The organism is Chryseobacterium sp. GW823-FHT05E08 (assembly GCF_058795655.1).
This window is the reverse complement of sequence record NZ_JBXAHY010000001.1, coordinates 759,011-776,269: the sequence shown is the minus strand read 5'-3', so window position 1 is coordinate 776,269 and position 17,259 is coordinate 759,011. Positions and strand designations below refer to the sequence as shown.

17 protein-coding genes are annotated in these 17,259 nt (G+C 33.7%); 7 read left to right on the top strand and 10 right to left on the bottom strand.

All coding sequences use genetic code 11. The features are described from left to right. The first annotated feature begins 28 nt into the window (after positions 1–28). On the top strand, positions 29–1,153 hold the full coding sequence (locus tag AC1Q7L_RS03625; protein WP_492305394.1) for a flavin reductase family protein: 1,125 nt from the start codon (positions 29–31) through the stop codon (positions 1,151–1,153). Next, entirely contained in the window at positions 1,150–1,767 is a 618-nt protein-coding gene (locus AC1Q7L_RS03620) for a SanA/YdcF family protein (RefSeq protein ID WP_066758584.1), read from the top strand. The genes AC1Q7L_RS03625 and AC1Q7L_RS03620 overlap by 4 nt, the downstream gene beginning before the upstream one ends. Here the strand turns inward: AC1Q7L_RS03620 and tamL are convergent. After that, positions 1,764–4,364, bottom strand: a complete 2,601-nt coding sequence (tamL, locus tag AC1Q7L_RS03615) for a translocation and assembly module lipoprotein TamL (RefSeq protein ID WP_492305395.1) — start codon at positions 4,362–4,364, stop codon at positions 1,764–1,766. The genes AC1Q7L_RS03620 and tamL overlap by 4 nt on opposite strands. Between tamL and AC1Q7L_RS03610 the strand changes: the two genes are divergently transcribed. Beyond that, entirely contained in the window at positions 4,350–5,075 is a 726-nt protein-coding gene (locus AC1Q7L_RS03610) for a TrmH family RNA methyltransferase (protein ID WP_492305396.1), read from the top strand. The two genes, tamL and AC1Q7L_RS03610, sit on opposite strands and share 15 nt — an antisense overlap. A 78-nt stretch (positions 5,076–5,153) precedes the next feature. Here the strand turns inward: AC1Q7L_RS03610 and AC1Q7L_RS03605 are convergent, their stop codons facing one another. From AC1Q7L_RS03605 to porQ, 5 genes are all read right to left on the bottom strand, one after another. Further along, entirely contained in the window at positions 5,154–5,651 is a 498-nt protein-coding gene (locus tag AC1Q7L_RS03605; protein WP_410690398.1) for a phosphoribosyl-ATP pyrophosphatase, read from the bottom strand. A 3-nt stretch (positions 5,652–5,654) separates the two neighbouring features. Further along, positions 5,655–5,963, bottom strand: coding sequence for a phage holin family protein (locus tag AC1Q7L_RS03600; RefSeq protein WP_410690400.1), 309 nt, complete (start codon positions 5,961–5,963; stop codon positions 5,655–5,657). 79 nt (positions 5,964–6,042) lie between these two features. Continuing rightward, positions 6,043–6,393: a YtxH domain-containing protein gene (locus tag AC1Q7L_RS03595; protein WP_410690402.1), complete on the bottom strand. Its 351-nt coding sequence runs from the start codon at positions 6,391–6,393 to the stop codon at positions 6,043–6,045. A gap of 94 nt (positions 6,394–6,487) precedes the next feature. Next, positions 6,488–7,162 (bottom strand): (d)CMP kinase, encoded by a 675-nt coding sequence (cmk, locus tag AC1Q7L_RS03590; protein ID WP_492305397.1) that lies wholly within the window; start codon positions 7,160–7,162, stop codon positions 6,488–6,490. 87 nt (positions 7,163–7,249) lie between these two features. Beyond that, complete coding sequence (gene porQ / locus AC1Q7L_RS03585; RefSeq protein WP_492305398.1) at positions 7,250–8,239, bottom strand: type IX secretion system protein PorQ; 990 nt, start codon at positions 8,237–8,239, stop codon at positions 7,250–7,252. A gap of 168 nt (positions 8,240–8,407) precedes the next feature. Here porQ and pyrH point away from each other — a divergent pair, with 168 nt between their 5' ends. Beyond that, complete coding sequence (gene pyrH / locus AC1Q7L_RS03580) at positions 8,408–9,115, top strand: UMP kinase (protein ID WP_410690409.1); 708 nt, start codon at positions 8,408–8,410, stop codon at positions 9,113–9,115. Positions 9,116–9,276: 161 nt separating this feature from the next. Continuing rightward, positions 9,277–9,831 (top strand): ribosome recycling factor, encoded by a 555-nt coding sequence (gene frr, locus AC1Q7L_RS03575; protein ID WP_410690411.1) that lies wholly within the window; start codon positions 9,277–9,279, stop codon positions 9,829–9,831. Positions 9,832–9,903: 72 nt separating this feature from the next. Here the strand turns inward: frr and AC1Q7L_RS03570 are convergent, their stop codons facing one another. From AC1Q7L_RS03570 to AC1Q7L_RS03555, 4 genes are all read right to left on the bottom strand, one after another. After that, a complete protein-coding gene (locus AC1Q7L_RS03570; RefSeq protein ID WP_492305399.1) occupies positions 9,904–10,674 on the bottom strand; it encodes a hypothetical protein in 771 nt (256 codons plus the stop codon). A 141-nt stretch (positions 10,675–10,815) separates the two neighbouring features. After that, positions 10,816–12,270 carry an LptF/LptG family permease gene (locus tag AC1Q7L_RS03565; RefSeq protein WP_492305400.1) on the bottom strand — a complete coding sequence of 485 codons (1,455 nt, stop codon included), beginning with the start codon at positions 12,268–12,270 and terminating at the stop codon, positions 10,816–10,818. 157 nt (positions 12,271–12,427) lie between these two features. Next, positions 12,428–13,075 (bottom strand): outer membrane lipoprotein periplasmic chaperone LolA1, encoded by a 648-nt coding sequence (gene lolA1, locus AC1Q7L_RS03560; protein WP_492305401.1) that lies wholly within the window; start codon positions 13,073–13,075, stop codon positions 12,428–12,430. A 66-nt stretch (positions 13,076–13,141) separates the two neighbouring features. After that, positions 13,142–15,667 carry a DNA translocase FtsK gene (locus AC1Q7L_RS03555; RefSeq protein WP_492305402.1) on the bottom strand — a complete coding sequence of 842 codons (2,526 nt, stop codon included), beginning with the start codon at positions 15,665–15,667 and terminating at the stop codon, positions 13,142–13,144. A 258-nt stretch (positions 15,668–15,925) separates the two neighbouring features. On the opposite strand from AC1Q7L_RS03555, the gene AC1Q7L_RS03550 reads away from it, so the two are divergent. Further along, on the top strand, positions 15,926–16,570 hold the full coding sequence (locus tag AC1Q7L_RS03550) for a cysteine hydrolase family protein (protein WP_492305403.1): 645 nt from the start codon (positions 15,926–15,928) through the stop codon (positions 16,568–16,570). Between the two features lie 72 nt (positions 16,571–16,642). Next, positions 16,643–17,224: a Crp/Fnr family transcriptional regulator gene (locus AC1Q7L_RS03545; protein ID WP_492305404.1), complete on the top strand. Its 582-nt coding sequence runs from the start codon at positions 16,643–16,645 to the stop codon at positions 17,222–17,224. The last annotated feature ends 35 nt before the right edge of the window (positions 17,225–17,259 follow it).

Here is a 17,259-nt window from a genome sequence, read left to right as displayed (position 1 = left end):
TATTTTTTAGCTATTTTTGAATTGAAGTATGGAACAACAAATCTATAAAGGGAAACTGACGCAGTTTCATTGGTTAAAAGTAGCAAAAAAGGAAGAACTTACCAAAAATACTTTTTCTCTGGAGTTTGAGATTCCCGAGAATTTGCAGGAAAATTTCGAATTTGAAGCGGGGCAGTTTGTAAGTGTAAAATTTCAATCTCATGGCAAAGATGTTATTAATGATTATTCGATGACGTCTGCTCCTTATGAGAAAAAAATAAGTTTAGGAATAAAAGTAAATTCGCCTGATGGAGAGACTTCCGAATTATTTAAAAACTATAAAGTAGGAGATGAGTTGCTTGTGAGTGAGCCGAGCGGAAGGTTTACATTGGTTTCCAAACCTCATGAATTCAGAACGATTGTCGCTTTTGCTGCGGGAATTGGAATTACTCCAATATTAAGTCACTTTAAAAATATTCTTCACACAGAACCAAGAACGAGATTGTTTTTATTCTTTGGAAATAAAAATTCTGAGGAATTGGTTTATCGAGATTTGTTAGATAATCTCGCCAGAACTTGTGGCGACAGATTACAAATTTTCTATTTCTTTTCTCAGGAAAAAACTGCCGATCAATTCTTTTATGGAAGATTGGATGCCAAGAAATTGAATTTAATTATTAATCAAATCCTACATTTGGATGATACTGATGAAGAATCTACCATTTGGGATGCTGTAGATGAAGTATTGATCTGCGGAAAAGGTGAAATGATTAAAACGTTGGCGAATGCATGTTATCATCACGGGATTCCTAAGAAAAATATTTACTTTGAGCTTTTTGAAGAATTTAATGACGATATTTATCCAATAGAAAAAGAATTTCCTTTAATTGAAAATGTGGCAGTTGATTTTACCATGTTCGGAAAAGAATATCATGCAGAATTGCCGGATAATAAGGATAAAATTCTTCAGCAGTTATTGATTCAGAAATTTTCTGTTCCTTATTCATGTAAATCAGGGATTTGCGGAAGTTGCGAATGTTATCTTGAAGAAGGGGAAGTTGAGCTGTTGGAAAATGAATATTTAACGGAAAAAGAAGAAGCTCAGGGAAAAATTTTAGCCTGTATGTCTATTGCAAAAACTAAGAAAATAAAGCTTAACTTTGATTTCATTTGAGAATCGTAAAAAACATATTTAACCTTGCCTTTATATCCGTAGAAATTGGAATTCTGCTGATATGTCTTGCCAATGCCTGGGTGTTTGCTCTTACAGGAGGTCGTACGTATACGAAAATCTCAAAAATTCCGCCCCGTGAAATTGCCTTGGTTTTGGGAACATCGCCCAAAATGAGATCGGGAATGTCTAATCCTTATTTTACGAAAAGGATGGATGCAACGGCTCTCCTTTATCACCACGGAAAAATTAAGCAAATTATTGTAAGCGGTGAAAAAAGTAAAGGCTACAACGAGCCCGCTGCCATGAAAAAATATCTGGTATATCAGGAAGGTGTTCCGGAAGATATTATTACAGAAGATCCAAAAGGTTTTAATACTTATAAAAGCATTTTGCGCTGCAAAGACGTTTACAAAAAAGACAATGTGATTATTGTTTCACAAGGTTTTCATAATCTTCGTGCGCTGTTTTTTGCAAGAAATAATAATATGAATGCATTAGGTTTTGATGCTCAGGATGTCAACAAACCCGAAAGTTTCTACAGAAATCAAGCCAGAGAGATTCTGGCTCGAGTAATTGCTGTCGTATATTTTGTATTGGGAATTTCTCCTGATTAGAAAGGATATCCGAATGCGATATTCAGAGTTGGTTTGAAGGGCTGGAAATCTTTAAATCTCCATCTGTCGCCATCCGGTTTGTTTGGGTCATAGATTTTATAGGCAAGATCCAGTCTAAGCGTAATATAAGCCACATTTACCCTCAATCCGAAACCACTACCTACACCGACTTGACCTAAGAATTTATTGAATTTAAATTCATCTCCATATCCGTCATTATAGTTTTTAAGACTCCAAGTGTTACCGATATCCGTAAAAATTGCTCCTTCATACATATCATTGAAAGGAATTCTGTATTCGATATTCGTCGTCAGTTTTACATTGTCTGTCATGTAAGTACGAACTCTTTCATCAACCTGAGAATCAGATGGTCCAAGACCTCCGTAAGCAACCCAGGCTCTGATATCGTTGGAGCCACCATTGAAATAAGATCTAATCACCGGCATTGAAGACGAGTTCCCATAAGGAATACCCACCCCAATAAACTGGCGTAAAACTAAGGTCTGATTGCTATTGAATTTGAAATATTTTCTTACATCAACATCAAATTTTATAAACTGAGCATAAGGAATTCCAAAAATGGTTCTTTCGGGGCTCGTTACGATCCCTCCGTCATTTCTTTTTTGGTTAAATGCGCTCAAAATATTCCCTGCTAATTCTACTTTTCCGTTAAAATAAAATGCGTTTGGATAATCTTTTTTACCAATTTCATTATAAACAAAATTATAGATCATTGACGAAATAATAACATCCTGCGTCTGTCTGTCTTTATTTACTAAAGTTCCAAGAAATGCTGTCAATCGATCTCTTCCAGTTTGATCAAGAGTTCCTATATAATCGGTGTCATTAATAATTTCCTGAGAAATTTCATCAATTGTTTTCTGCCCAGAATTAAATTCCTGCGCCGCATCTGTATTATGCTGAAAATAATCAGTGAAAATTTCATTTCTGATAATATTATCATTTACAAAATAATCGTAATAAGCGTCTTTATTTTTCGTTAAACTTAACTGTGTATTGAAAAGGGTAAGTCTGTGAGAAACCTTATCATTTACAGTTGCGAAATAATTTAAACCTGTATTAAAGTTAACTCTTCCCAAACCGATATTATTTTGAACGGCAGCTCCTAAAACAATAGAAGAGGTCGGACTGTATCTTTTTGGAAGGAATTTATAATAATCAAAAGGAAGCAATAATCTTGGGAAATTTAATGAAGCCTGCGCCGAAATTTCGTAGGCTAAAACACGTTTACTGATATCTTTCGTACTTCTTATAGAACCAAAAGTTCCGGAAAGACTTGTTGAAAGGTTTTCTGCACCGTTGAAAACATTTCTCGTTGTTAAATCTATCGAAGGAGAAACTCCCAGATTTAATAACTGAGAATAATTAACGTCGGTTCCTACCTTTAATTCATATTTTGGAAGTGGTTTCAGCAAATACATTACGTCAACAATACTGTCGTTGGGAGATGTTCCGCCGCCATGTCTTAACGAGTCTTTTGCTTTTATGATGCTGAAATTATTCATCGATAAAAGGTTTCTCTTCGTGAGATCCAATTTCTTCTGATCATAAGGTTGTTTACTTCCCACAATAATTGATCTCCAAATTGATCTGGTCTTATATTGATCATTTACCTTATGAAATCTGATGCCTCTTAAACTATCTTTCGTTGTATTTTTAGGATAATCTCCTGCTTCATCAACGATAGCAACGTCTATATTTCCTATTGTCGCTACTTTATACGGTGTGTCAATAGAATCTTTATGAATTTCTAAAGTAAGAGGAATCTGTTTTCTGCTTTTTAAAGAATCTGCAACGAAATAAATTTCATCATTAAAGTTATTAAACTTATAATAACCGTATTCTCTCATGAGATCTGTAATTCTTGTCACCTCTTTCTCAAGAACGGTCTGATCAAGGATTTTCCCAGATCTTATAAGAGTTTCATGAATCTTTTGCTGATAAATATTTTTAACCTTCGGATCCGGAATGTTATAATAGTATTCTTTGATAAGAGATGGATCTTTATGCGTAATAAAGTAGGTCACTGCCGCTTTTTTAGAAGCTGAATCTAAAACATGCTTAAATTTTACTTCTGCATCCCAATAACCACGATACGTCAATCTTTTCTCAATAGATTGAGCACTTTTCTCAGTTTTTGTCTGATCTAAAATTATCGGTGGTGATCCCCAGTTATGATATAATCTGTCAATCAAAAGGCTTTTCCCGACGCTACTTTTCATGTTATACTTAATAAAAAGAGAATCACGTAATTTCTGATTTCTCATTTCATTAGGATAGGTCATGTATTCGTTAAGAATCGTATCGTACTTAGGATTAGCAGAATTGTACAGCCATAAACTTAAAGGCATAAAGAGAAACTGCTTTTTATTTGGCTTTTGCTGAACGTAATTTTTCAGTTCACCATCAAAAAGTTCTTTCTTATCTTCAAACTCAAAATTGTTTTGTGTAAGCAGATATTCACCATCCGGAACTTTCTTTGTTGTACTACAAGCATAAAGAAGGCCAACAAATGTTGCAAATGAGATAATTTTATAATATTTTTGAGGAGAATTCTTATAATGCTTACAGCTCATACAATAAAAATTTTACAGTCTTTAGATAAAAAGAAGTTCAGACAAAAATACAATTTGTTTTTGGTTGAAGGTAATAAAATCATTTGCGAACTTCCCAATTCTAATTTTAAAATTAAAGAAATATTTTCTACCGATCCGCAAAAATTGGACCGTACGGATGTTCCCATCACTCATGTGTCTGAAAATGAGTTGAAAAAAATTAGTTTCCTCAAAAATCCGAAAGATTCTGTGGCAGTTTGCCACTTAAAAACGGAAGAAATATTTGAGGATAAAAATGTTCAGCTTGTGTTGGACGGAATTCAGGATCCCGGAAATTTGGGTACGATCATTCGATTGGCAGATTGGTTTGGAATTGAACAGATTATTTGTAGTGAAGACACCGTAGATGTTTATAATCCAAAGGTTATTATGTCGACTATGGGCTCTTTTACGAGGGTAAATATTGTTTATACCGATTTGGTTGAATATCTTTCAAACACAAAAAATATAAATATCGGCACAGATATGGAAGGCGAAAATATTTATACTTTCAAAAAACCTGAAAAAATGAATTTAATTTTAGGTAACGAAGGCAACGGAATGCGCCCCGAAACAGAAAAATTACTTCAAAAAAGCATCAGTATCCCAAGATTTGGAAAATCACAATCTACAGAAAGCCTGAATGTTTCAATGGCTGCAGGGATTATTTTAGGACAACTTTTCAGAGTCTGAGAGAAATAGAGTTCTAGAGTTGGAGTTAAAATTGAGTAAAAAAACTCTAAAGCCCTCCGACTCTAAAACTCTACAAGATTATATAAGTTGTTCCAAGCTTGAAACACTTTTATTTTTCTGATAGCTTTCTAATTTTTTTCGTATAAATTTCAAAGCAATAGGAGCAACATAGATTAAAGCTGCACCCAAAAGTTTTTTCTTCCAATTAGAACTGCTCATGTTTTTCTTCGCATAATTCCCTACCAACGCAGTGATTCCTAGCTTGATAAGGCTATCCATTGCATTACCTTTCAATGCAGAACTTGCAATTCCCATGGCTGTATTTCTATTGACAAACATATCTTTAACCTCAGTGGTCAATTGTTTGGCAATCACATCTTTTCTGAGAACAATTTTTTCATCACCATCTTCATCTACCTTTTCCTGCAGATATTGATCTGTTAAACCATTAGTAAATGCGCTTAAACTCTCTTTTGTATTTTTAAAAGTCAGAAGATTTTCCAAATCATTGATTTCACCTTTCAACAAATCTTTTTTAATTCTTAATTCTTTTAAGCTGTCGTAGTTTCTGCCCATAGTTTAATGATTTAAAAATTTAATTACCTGATCTGCTACTGTATTTACGATTCTGGTTTTAAAAAGAATAACAAGAATCATAACCAAAAAATAAAAAGCAGCAACAATTAAAAATCCATAAGAAATATTATCTAAAGCTTTGCCAATAAGAAATGCTATCCCAAAATTAAAAAGGATGATAAAAAAAGCAAAAGCGGTAAGTAATATGGCAAGATAGGCAATGATACCGGCAGAAAGAGAAGACTTTTCTGTAGCTTCAATCTTCAGAAGATCTATTCTCTTAGATGCGTATTCTTTTATAGTTTCTATCATTGTTTTTTTTTAAAGTTACAAAAAAAGGAACTTTAGTGCACAAAGTTCCTTCTCATAATTTACTCAAAAAATAAATTATTTATTTTTTAAGATCATTCAATTCTGCTTCTACATTTTTTACTACATCTGTAGTTTTAGAAACAATTTGATCTTTATATTTATCGTAACCGTCTTTCATTGTATGAGCTACATTACTAGCTGTTTCTTTAAAAGTAGATGAAATGTTACCGTATTGGTCTTTCACTTTTTCAGAAACTTCTCCATACTTTTCTTTAGCCTGATCTTTAAGATCGTTAGCTTTGGTTTTGATTTTTTTTCTAGTTTCTTTTCCCTCTTCCGGAGCATAAAGCATTCCTAAAATTACACCTGCTGCAGCACCTGCAAGAAGTCCCGCTAATATACCTGCTGAATTGTTTCCTTTTCTAGACATTTTTCGTTTTTTTAATAGTTAATAAATATTAGTTTTTTACGCTTTAAATCTTGCAATTAATGTACCAAAACAGGGCATTGTTTATTAAAAATTGTTAAAAGTTTTTAATATGGGAAAGAATACTTTCAATAGTTTCTTTTTTGGTAAGGTTGGTATTGTCAATAACAATGGCGTCGTCAGCCTGCTTCAATGGGGCGATTTCCCTCTCGCTGTCTATCTTATCGCGTATAATGAGGTTTTCCTTTACCTGCTGTTCTTCGGCTTCGATTCCCAGACTTAGAAGCTCATTGTATCTTCTTTTTGTTCTTTCGTCAATACTGGCAGTAAGGAAAAACTTGAAGTCCGCATTTGGCAGAACTACTGTCCCGATGTCACGTCCGTCCATAATAATCCCGCCTTTTTCTGCCAAAGAACGTTGAGAATGAAGTAAAAAATCTCTTACTTCTTTTTGTTTTGCAATTAAACTTACATTAGAAGAAACCTCATTGCTTCTGATTTCTTTAGAAATATCAGTATGATTAAGATGAAGAACCAATTCGCCATCGTTATTTTTAAACTCAAGCTCAATTTGATCTAAAGAAGAAAATAATCCTTCCAAATTGATAGACCCATTATCATTAAGACAGTTTTGAAGCGCAAACCAGGTAATACCTCTGTAAAGCGCACCTGTATCCAGATGAACAATTCCTAATTTGTCGGCAATGACCTTAGATATTGAACTTTTTCCGGTAGACGAGTACCCATCGATAGCTATTACAGGTTTTTTCATACCGCAAATTTCAAAATTTTTTCTAAAAAACCAAGAAATACTAAGAAATTTTATTAATTAAAATAATAATTTCTCAATTGGTGAAAATTAATATCTGTGTCCGCTAAGATCCATAGAAACTCCTATTTGGTTGACGTTAGAAGAGTTATGATATCTTACGTGAGCATAATCTATCCTGAATTTTGCAATTTTGATCCCGAAACCTCCTGAAAGTCCAGAAAAATTTCTTTGATCTGCTACTGCCAATTCATTTCCTCTTTTTACGTTGTAACCCAATCTGATGTTAAAACTTTTTTCAGGGAATAATTCTGCTCCTATAGAGAAGTGATCGGCAATTTTTCGTCCGACATTCACTTCCTGACCATTTAAATTATAATCGGAAGAAATATCAAGCTGCTGCAAATCATGAGCAGTAATGGTAATTGCCAATGGGATAGCTGTCAAAATTTTAGTATATCCTAAATCTACTCTGAACGGAAGATTTTCTCTCGTCCCGTTGAAAGATTTAAACTGATATCCAAAGTTTCTGGCAACTACGGAAACAACTTCTTTACGTTTCTTATTGTGATAAGTAACTCCAAAATTCCCTCCAATGGCAGAAGATGTATAAGTATCAATTTTTGAAGTGATGAAATTTATCCCTCCACCGATCGTCCAGTCTTCTTCAAACCGATACGCATATCCGGCTCCCACAGCAACATCAGAAGCTGTAAAATTTCCGTTCTCAAAACCACTTTCATCCGTTCGCGGGATGTCACCATAGCTCATATACCTAGCATTGATCGTGGCCATGTGACCATTATCAAAATCTTTGGCGAAAGCTATCGTTCCGTATTTTGAGTCGGCTAGATACGCAGCACCGTTCACAGAGAGCTGTTTATCAGAATCTTTATTCAGTAACGCTGGGTTTGCAATAGCAAAAGAAACATCATAATCTCTTATGGTAATTGCGTCTCCACCCAAGGCCGCTTGTCTGGCAGATACAGGAATATTTAAAAATGGATAAACATTTGTTCCTGTTTGAGCAAAAGAAACAATTCCTGATAGAAACAATGAAAAAATGACAATTTTCTTCAATTCAATTTATAATTAATGCAAAAATAATCCTTTTTCGTACTTATCAAAATATTTCTAACATTATTTCTGATTAAATATTTTTCTTATTGCAATATTTTTAATGATTATATTTGCAAAATCAAATTTCTGGGAGCTATCCCTTCGTAAAAAAGTTATTAAAAATTAAAGATGAAATATAAAAGAATCCTTCTAAAACTTAGTGGTGAAGCCTTAATGGGGAACAGACAATACGGTATTGACACTGAAAGACTACAGGAGTATGCAGTGGAGATTAAAAAAGTAGTAGAAAAAGGCTGTGAAATTGCCATTGTAATTGGAGGAGGAAATATTTTCCGTGGAGTAGCCGGTGCTGCGAAAGGAATGGACAGAGTACAAGGAGATTACATGGGAATGCTTGCTACTGTAATCAACGGAATGGCTCTACAAGGTGCTTTGGAAGATGCAGGGATCAAAACAAGACTTCAATCTGCTATCGAAATGGATAAAGTAGCTGAACCGTTTATCAAAAGACGCGCTGTGAGACACCTTGAGAAAGGTAGAGTAGTGATCTTCGGAGCTGGAACAGGAAATCCTTATTTTACAACCGATACAGCTGCAACGTTGAGAGCAATCGAGATCGGAGCTGATGTTATCTTAAAAGGAACAAGAGTAGACGGTATCTACGACAGCGATCCTGAGACCAATGCAGATGCTGTAAAATACAACTCTTTATCTTTCGACGAAGTTTTTGAAAAAAATCTTAAAGTAATGGACATGACTGCCTTCACTTTAAGTCACGAAAATAAATTACCAATTATCGTATTTGATATGAACAAAGAAGGTAATTTAGTGAAGATTGTAGAAGGAGAAAATGTTGGAACTTTAGTTAATTTATAGGAAAGGGTTAAGGTAATAGGATTTAGGAATCAGGTGAGAGTTTTGATTTAAAAATTTAAATTATTTTTAAGATTTAGGCATTAAAAATTTACTCATTATTCATTACCCATTACTCATTACTCATAAAAAAAATGTGTAACTATTCAAATTTTAGATATATAATGGAAGAATTAGATCTTATAGTAGAAACTGTAAAACAAGACATGGAGGCAGCTATTAAGCATTTGGATCATGCATTTCAAAGAATTAGAGCAGGACGTGCATCTACATCTATGGTTCAGGATGTTATGGTAGAATATTATGGAGCTCCGACTCCTATTAACCAAGTTGCAAACGTTTCTGTTCCTGATGCTATGACCATCTCTATTCAACCTTGGGATAGAACTGCAATTGGCGCGATAGAAAAAGCTATTATCAACTCTAACTTAGGTTTTGCACCTTCTAACAACGGGGAAAATATTATCCTTAATGTACCGCCTTTAACGGAGGAAAGAAGAAAAGAATTGGCAAAACAGGCTAAAGCAGAAACTGAAGATACAAAAATCGTTGTAAGAAACGCAAGACAAAACGGTTTGAAAGAACTTAAAAGACTTGAAGGTGTTTCTGAGGACGTTATAAAAGGAGTGGAAGAAGATATCCAGACTCTTACAGACAAGCACGTAAAGGCTTGTGATGACCATCTTAAAGTAAAAGAAGCTGAAATTATGAAAGTATAATTTTCAGTTTTTAAAAATAAAAAAGAGGTTCCAAATTTTTGGAGCCTCTTTTTGTTTTATTTGAATAGTAGATTATTTACAGTTTTCGTTGTAATCGTAGATCACTTCGTTTACGATAGATAATTTGTCTACTGTTGCATTTTTGATCTCATCTCTAATGAATTTTCCAAGACCACTTCTTTGTTTTTCTTCATTTTTTAAAGATCCGTATTCACCTTTAGCTGCTTTTGCTTTTGTGACAGGGCAGTCTCCGATCGCTATTTTTACTTTTGCAGGGGTAAAATCTTCAACTTTTCCTCCTTTTTTTGAGTAAACATAATCAGGAGTAGTTCTCAATCTTTCATTTTCCACCGAATCGTAGGCTGAAGCAGAGGTAGGATAACCATACATTTTATAAACTCTAATCTTTCCATCTGTTACAATTTCTGCAAATTGTGAAGTTCTGGTCAGGTTGTTTAAAGCTTTTATTCCTGCTCCAATTCCTGTAGAATTATTTGAACTGTTAATTGCTTCTCTTGTATTGGTATATTTTATAGATTGAAAAACTCTTGGAGCATCACCTTCATACAACATATATTCTTTGATATCATCGGCATCGTAAGTTTTAAATTTGATCTTATTTTTCACCTTATCGATGTCAGCAATAGCGGCAAATTTTACTTTTAACTGATTCTGCCACGGACTGGAATAACTTCCATTTAAATGCACAACGCCTTCAACCTTCTTTCCAGATTTATCAATGATATATCCGTATTTTTCACCATTATAAGTTGTTGTTTCTTCCTGAGCATTTGCATTCAGAGAAAAAAGCCCGAATAAGCCAATTAGTAATAATTTCTTCATACAATTTTAATTAATTTCCGTAAAGATAATTTTTTAAATTTAAATAAATATTTAGACTAAAAAAAATTACAATCACTCATAAAAAAAGATCCAGAAAACTCTGAATCTTTTAATTTTTAAATGCCTTAATCTTAATTAAAACTATTGATATCTTTTATGTTCTTTATTCTTAGAGAACAGTTTCGTGATCGGTTTAAATAGCACTTTATACTTTTCAGCATCAAATAATTGCGAATCGGTAAGTGCTTTGTAAGTCATCCAGACTCCAAAAGGAAATAGGATGATATTCGGAAGCCACGCTGCGAGATAAGGGTTCATTTTTCCTGCCCAGGCAACGTTTTCAACTCCAACATTTATGACGTAAAATATGATGAAAATTACAATCGCGATGATCACCGGAAGTCCCATTCCTCCTTTTCTAATGATTGAACCTAAACTCGCTCCAATCAAAAAGAAAATAATACAGGTGAATGAATACGTTACAATTCTTTGCTGATAAATAACAACCTTACTGAAGTATTTTACATTCGGGTTGATATCGTTATTTTTTGTATCTAAAGTTGTTTTTAAATTATCCAGCCTGTTATGAGCGTTGTAGATCATATCCAGTTTTTTATCACTTTTTACGGTGTCTAATTTAATCTGAGCCTTAGGAATCGCTTTAGATTTATTCTGATCCATATACGTTATCACAGAATTGGCCTGACTCAAGGCGTCATTACTTGCTGAAGTGAAGAATTTTTCATTATCCTTCTTATTTTTATCAATCGTTTTATTAAGCTGATTGAAAGTCTGGAAACGGTAATCATCCGTAATTTGCTCTTCCTCGATGGCTTTATTAATGATTTCACTGATGTCGAAATGCGATGTTAAAGTATCAAATTTAATCGCCTGATCGGGCTGTTTTAACCTTACATTATCACCTTTTCCACCGAAATTATCTTCAAAAATATATCCGTTGTAAAGAACCAATTTTAAATAATTCTTGTTAGCTGCAGGAACAAATTTCCCTTTTTCAGCTACAATAGATTGTTGATTTTCATAAGTACTTGCTTTTCTATGAACGAAAACACCTTCAATATTTTCTCCGTTATCCCCGTAAATCTTATCAAATTTCACCATGTAACCGGGAAGCTGATCGATGAATTGTCCTGGAGTGAAGTTCAATGCAGGTTTGGTTTGAGCAATATTAAAAAGCATATTCTTCGCCTTCCTCTGGAAATCCGGAATGATGTTATTCGAAAAGAAAAACAGCATAATCGCCAGCATCGTGGAAACTCCCAAAAGAGGCATCATTACTCGGGTTAGAGAAATTCCGGCAGCCTTCATTGCGGCAAGCTCGTACCGTTCTCCAAATTCACCGAAAGACATGATGCTCGCCAAGAGGATCGTAAGCGGTAAAACCATACTTATTACACTCACTCCAAGATAGAACAGCAATTTAAGGATTTGCCAATAGCTTAATCCTTTACCCATAAACTGCCCCAACTGAACCCAGATAATGTTTACAATAAATATGAAAAACAATACGCTGAATATAAAGAAAAACGGTCCAAAGAAGGTTTTTATGATATATCGGTCTAGTATTTTTAACATGCGCCAAAATTAATGAAAAAGCCACAAAGTTTTCTTTGTGACTCTATATTTTATTATTTTTTTATCATTAAGTAAAAACGCGAAATCGTAAAACAGCAAATTTGCTTTTGAATAATTGATTCTGATACAGTTCTCCGATTTCGCTATTTTGCTTTATTTATAGTTCTGTAATAACGTAATTTTTGTATTTATTCTTATCAAATACAAACATATTGGCATCCAGATCCTGATTTTCCTTATATTCTTTAATGGCAATTACGGCAACGTCTTTATTATTTCCGTGTTGTTCCAGTTTTACCATTTGTTTTTTAGCAGAATCTACAAAAATGTAGACATATTTTAACCCGTTTGCTTTTACGGGAGTTAATTTAATGAAATCTGTGCTTACTCCATTTACAGTTTTCTTTCCATCATAGGTCACATTGTAATCATTTCTGTATGAAGAAAGATAATTGATAGGAGAGAACATCGTGCTGCTTGCGTTTGGCTTTGCAACAGTTACTTCCATATCTTCTGTATTAATGTTGTAAATTTTGCTACCGTCGAAGATCTGTTCTGTGTCCATGATCTTCAATTTATATTTATCTCCTGCAGCGTAATAAATTCCCGGTTCTGTTTTTCCAACCGTTCCGTTTACTCCGCTTCCGAAAGAAAATTTAAAATAGGTGTTCTTTTTAGACTTGTAATTTGCTGTGATGTCGTCTAATATTTTTTTAGCCTTAGCATCAATTTTCTGTGCATTGGTAAATCCAACTGCTCCAATTACAAATCCTCCTAATATTATTTTTGAAATACTGTTTTTCATTTTTTTAATTTTATACTCTTAAACATTTCCAACTTCAAAAGGTGTCGTCAAATGACGTTTATCCTTCTATCTACGCAAATCTTCCAAAAACTGTTCCAAAGAATGAAGATCACTGATAATCACTTCTCTTGCTTTTGCTCCGTTGAAACCTCCTACGATACCACTTGCTTCCAACTGATCCATAATTCTTCCTGCTCTATTGTAACCCAATTTCAATTGTCTCTGAAGCATTGAAGTAGACCCTTGTTGAGTCGAAACAATAATTCTCGCTGCATCTTCAAATAAAGCATCTTTTTCATTTGGATCAAAAGAACCGACGTTACTTGTAGCTTCTTCTGAAACATATTCAGGAAGTAGGAAAGCAGATGCATATCCTTTTTGTTCACCGATGAATTCTGCCAGTCTTTCTACTTCCGGTGTATCTACAAAAGCACATTGAAGTCTTAAAATTTCATTTCCATTAAAATAAAGCATATCTCCTTTACCGATCAACTGATCTGCTCCCGGAGAATCCAAAATCGTTCTTGAATCCACACTTGAAATTACTCTAAATGCAGCTCTAGCAGGGAAGTTAGCCTTAATCATACCCGTAATTACGTTTACAGAAGGTCTTTGTGTTGCTACAATTAAGTGAATTCCTACCGCTCTTGCCAGCTGTGCCAATCTTGCAATTGGTAATTCAACTTCTTTTCCTGCAGTCATAATTAAATCTGCAAACTCGTCAACAACCAAAACGATGTAAGGTAAATAACGGTGACCGTTTTCAGGGTTTAATTTTCTTTCCGTGAACTTTTTATTGTATTCCTTTAAGTTTTTACAGAATGCATTTTTAAGCAAATCATATCGTTGATCCATCTCTACACAAAGAGAATTTAAAGTATTAATTACTTTATTTGTATCTGTGATAATTGCATCATCCGTATCCGGAAGTTTGGCTAAATAATGTCTTTCAATTTTTGAATATAGAGAAAGTTCTACTTTTTTAGGATCCACCATTACGAATTTTAATTCGCTTGGATGCTTCTTGTAGAGTAGGGAAGTAAGAATTGCATTAATTCCAACTGATTTACCCTGACCTGTAGCACCCGCCATCAATAAGTGAGGCATTTTTGACAGATCGGCCATGAAAACTTCATTAGAAATTGTTTTTCCAAACACAACCGGAAGATCCATATCTGTATTTTGGAATTTATGCGACGCGATCACAGAACGCATAGAAACCATCGTAGGATTTTTTCTTGGAACTTCAATGCCGATTGTTCCTTTCCCTGGCATTGGAGCGATAATTCTAATTCCCAATGCTGAAAGATTTAAAGCAATATCATCCTGCAGTTTTTTAATGGCTGATACTCTGATTCCGGCTTCCGGTACAATTTCGTATAATGTAACGGTTGGCCCGATCGTCGCTTTAATTTCAGAAATACCAACGTTGAAATTCTTTAAAAGTCCAACAATCTTATTTTTATTTTCTTCTAATTCTTCTTTATTAATAGAAATTTCTTCATTACCATAATCAGTTAAAAGTTCAACAGGAGGCATTTGGAAATTCGCCAAATCTAATTTATGATCGTAAAGTCCGTGCTTGTCAACGAGGTCTTTAGATTTTCTGTCAGATTCATCCAAAATATCAATTACCGGAGCAACTTCTACATTGAATTTAATCTCATCTTTAACAACCGGTTTTGGAGGATTAATATCAAATGCTTCTTCCGGACTTGAAACTGGAACGGCAGGTTTTGTATTTAGATTTAAACTAACAGATGATGGTGAAAAATCATTTTTATCTTCTTCAAATGAAGTATGATTTGGAGTTGTGATCGGTTCTAAATTTGTTGAAACAGGAACCTCAGGAAATCCTTTCGGAACACTCACAGGTTCTTCAACTTTTATTTTCTGAGTCGTGTCTGTTACCGAAACATGAGGTGCCGTTTCTTGGATTTCTTCTTCCAATTCTTCATCAGCTTCAAAGTTTTCCTCAGAATTTGGCATCATAGATTTTACTTTTCCGATCGTATTTTCATTGATCTTATCCAATTTTGCCTTCATCGAGCTTGGACGAAGATTAAATTCCAAAATAAAATACAATGCAATACTAGCCACTAAGACTGTCCAAAGTCCAACACTTCCAATGATGGCATTCAAAGAATCCATGATCTGATAACCGTAAACTCCGCTAAAAACACCTTGTCCTTTAGTAATTGCTCCAAACAAAACAGGAAGCCAGCAAATAAAGAATAAAGAATGTCCGAAAGTCATCCAGGGTTTAAAGATCTTCTTTTTCAGGATCATTGTACCTGTCACCGTGAAAAGAAACGCTATAATAAAAGAGGCAACGCCTATGCTTTCAAAAATAAAGAGATTCCCGAGCCAGTCGCCGAGTTTTCCAAAAATGTTTGATGACTTTATAGTTTTGTCCATCATTGTTCCTGCCTGGCTTTGGTCTGCTTTCCAATTCATTAAATAAGAAATGAATGAGAAAACAAGCACTACAGAAAAAAGTATAAAAGTAAGCCCGATGAAAATACGTGGCTTAGATAAGATTTTGCCTTTTTCAGGCGATTCCGCTTGTTGTTTTTGTGTCTTTTTGTCCATAATATCAGTGTGGGCAAATTTAGTGTTTTTTCAATACTAATGAATTTTTTTTAGCCAAAATAGAACTCTAATTTATGTTAATTTTTTTATAATAAACTTCACTTTTAAAAGGAAATTACTCTAAAATTTAAAACCATTGAAGTAATAAATTGATTTCAATAAAAAAATCAAGTCATAAAATGCTTTTTTGAACTAGTTCAATTTTTTTGAATTGAAAGCTCTGTAGTTTTGCATCATAATAATTAAACAATAGAAATTATGAAAAATTTATTTAAAATCGCAATGACCATCTGTTTGGTCTTCATTTCATTACTTAAAATTAACGCACAAAAAAAAGAAAGCATGGAAAATACAGCATTATTAATCATTGATGTTCAAAACGATTATTTTAAAGGAGGAAATATGGAATTGGTTGGTTATGAAAAGGCAGGTAACAACGCGAAATTAGTTTTGGATTATTTCCGAACTCAGAAATTACCCGTTATTCATATTAAGCATATTGCAACTCAGGAAGGAGCTACTTTTTTCATTCCAAATACTTCAGGTGCCGAAATTAATAAAATAGTTTTGCCAAGAGAAGATGAAAAAATAATTACAAAACATTACCCAAACAGTTTTAGAGAAACAGAATTGTTGGAATATTTACAATCAAAAGGAATCAAAAATCTTGTAATTACAGGTATGATGACCGATGTTTGTGTAGAATCTACGACAAGAGCGGCTTTTGATTTAGGTTTCAATAATACAATTGTAAGCGATGCAACAGCAACCAGAGACAGAGAGTTATTTGGAAAAATTGTAAAAGCAGAAGAAATTCAGAGATCATTCTTGGCGGGAATTTCAACATTAGGAAATCTTTATTCTAGAGTTATTACGACTTCCGATTTATTAAAAGGGAAATAATAACAATCAAATCAATTATAAATAAAGATATCAATAATTATTGGTATCTTTATTTTGCTTTAAACAGTAATGATGCTCGATTTACTTTATAAAAATATTACTCGTCACATTTCACTTTCGGAAGAAGAATTTCAACGTTTTTCTGAGCCTTTTCAGCTTAAAAAATTTCAAAAGAAAGAAGTTGCATTAAGAGAAGGGGATTATTGCCTTTTTGAAGGCTTTGTTTTAAATGGATGTTTCAAAGTTTATTTTTTAACAGAAGACGGATTCGAGCAAACCCTATATTTTGCAGTTGAAAGTTGGTGGATTACAGATCTTGACAGCTTAATCAACAATGTTCCAAGCACTTTAAATATTGAAGCATTAGAAAACAGTGAAGTTTTAATGATCTCAAAAAAAGACAAAGAGCTTCTTTACGAAACGATGCCGCAGGTTGAAAAACTTTTCAGGATTATGAATCAACAATCTTCGGTGGCTTTGCAAAGACGGATTTTATCGTTGATGAATAAAACAGCAGACAAGCGCTATCTTGAATTTTTAGAAAAGTATCCTACATTAGAACAGCGGTTAACCCAACAGCAAGTTGCTTCTTATTTGGGAATTTCTCATGAGTTTTTAAGTAAAATCAGAAAGAAAACGACATTAGGAAAATAGATAACCTCAATCATCAGAATAGGTTTTATATATTC

What these genes read in the sequence shown, in the direction of transcription:
- AC1Q7L_RS03555 (WP_492305402.1), bottom strand. Translation starts at nt 15,667, where the DNA reads ATGGACAAAAAGACACAAAAACAACAAGCGGAATCGCCTGAAAAAGGC.
- tamL (WP_492305395.1), bottom strand. Translation starts at nt 4,364, where the DNA reads ATGAGCTGTAAGCATTATAAGAATTCTCCTCAAAAATATTATAAAATT.
- pyrH (WP_410690409.1), top strand. Translation starts at nt 8,408, where the DNA reads ATGAAATATAAAAGAATCCTTCTAAAACTTAGTGGTGAAGCCTTAATG.
- AC1Q7L_RS03565 (WP_492305400.1), bottom strand. Translation starts at nt 12,270, where the DNA reads ATGTTAAAAATACTAGACCGATATATCATAAAAACCTTCTTTGGACCG.
- AC1Q7L_RS03545 (WP_492305404.1), top strand. Translation starts at nt 16,643, where the DNA reads ATGCTCGATTTACTTTATAAAAATATTACTCGTCACATTTCACTTTCG.
- frr (WP_410690411.1), top strand. Translation starts at nt 9,277, where the DNA reads ATGGAAGAATTAGATCTTATAGTAGAAACTGTAAAACAAGACATGGAG.
- AC1Q7L_RS03595 (WP_410690402.1), bottom strand. Translation starts at nt 6,393, where the DNA reads ATGTCTAGAAAAGGAAACAATTCAGCAGGTATATTAGCGGGACTTCTT.
- AC1Q7L_RS03550 (WP_492305403.1), top strand. Translation starts at nt 15,926, where the DNA reads ATGAAAAATTTATTTAAAATCGCAATGACCATCTGTTTGGTCTTCATT.
- AC1Q7L_RS03605 (WP_410690398.1), bottom strand. Translation starts at nt 5,651, where the DNA reads ATGGGCAGAAACTACGACAGCTTAAAAGAATTAAGAATTAAAAAAGAT.
- AC1Q7L_RS03625 (WP_492305394.1), top strand. Translation starts at nt 29, where the DNA reads ATGGAACAACAAATCTATAAAGGGAAACTGACGCAGTTTCATTGGTTA.
- AC1Q7L_RS03600 (WP_410690400.1), bottom strand. Translation starts at nt 5,963, where the DNA reads ATGATAGAAACTATAAAAGAATACGCATCTAAGAGAATAGATCTTCTG.
- AC1Q7L_RS03610 (WP_492305396.1), top strand. Translation starts at nt 4,350, where the DNA reads ATGCTTACAGCTCATACAATAAAAATTTTACAGTCTTTAGATAAAAAG.
- AC1Q7L_RS03570 (WP_492305399.1), bottom strand. Translation starts at nt 10,674, where the DNA reads ATGAAGAAATTATTACTAATTGGCTTATTCGGGCTTTTTTCTCTGAAT.
- lolA1 (WP_492305401.1), bottom strand. Translation starts at nt 13,075, where the DNA reads ATGAAAAACAGTATTTCAAAAATAATATTAGGAGGATTTGTAATTGGA.
- cmk (WP_492305397.1), bottom strand. Translation starts at nt 7,162, where the DNA reads ATGAAAAAACCTGTAATAGCTATCGATGGGTACTCGTCTACCGGAAAA.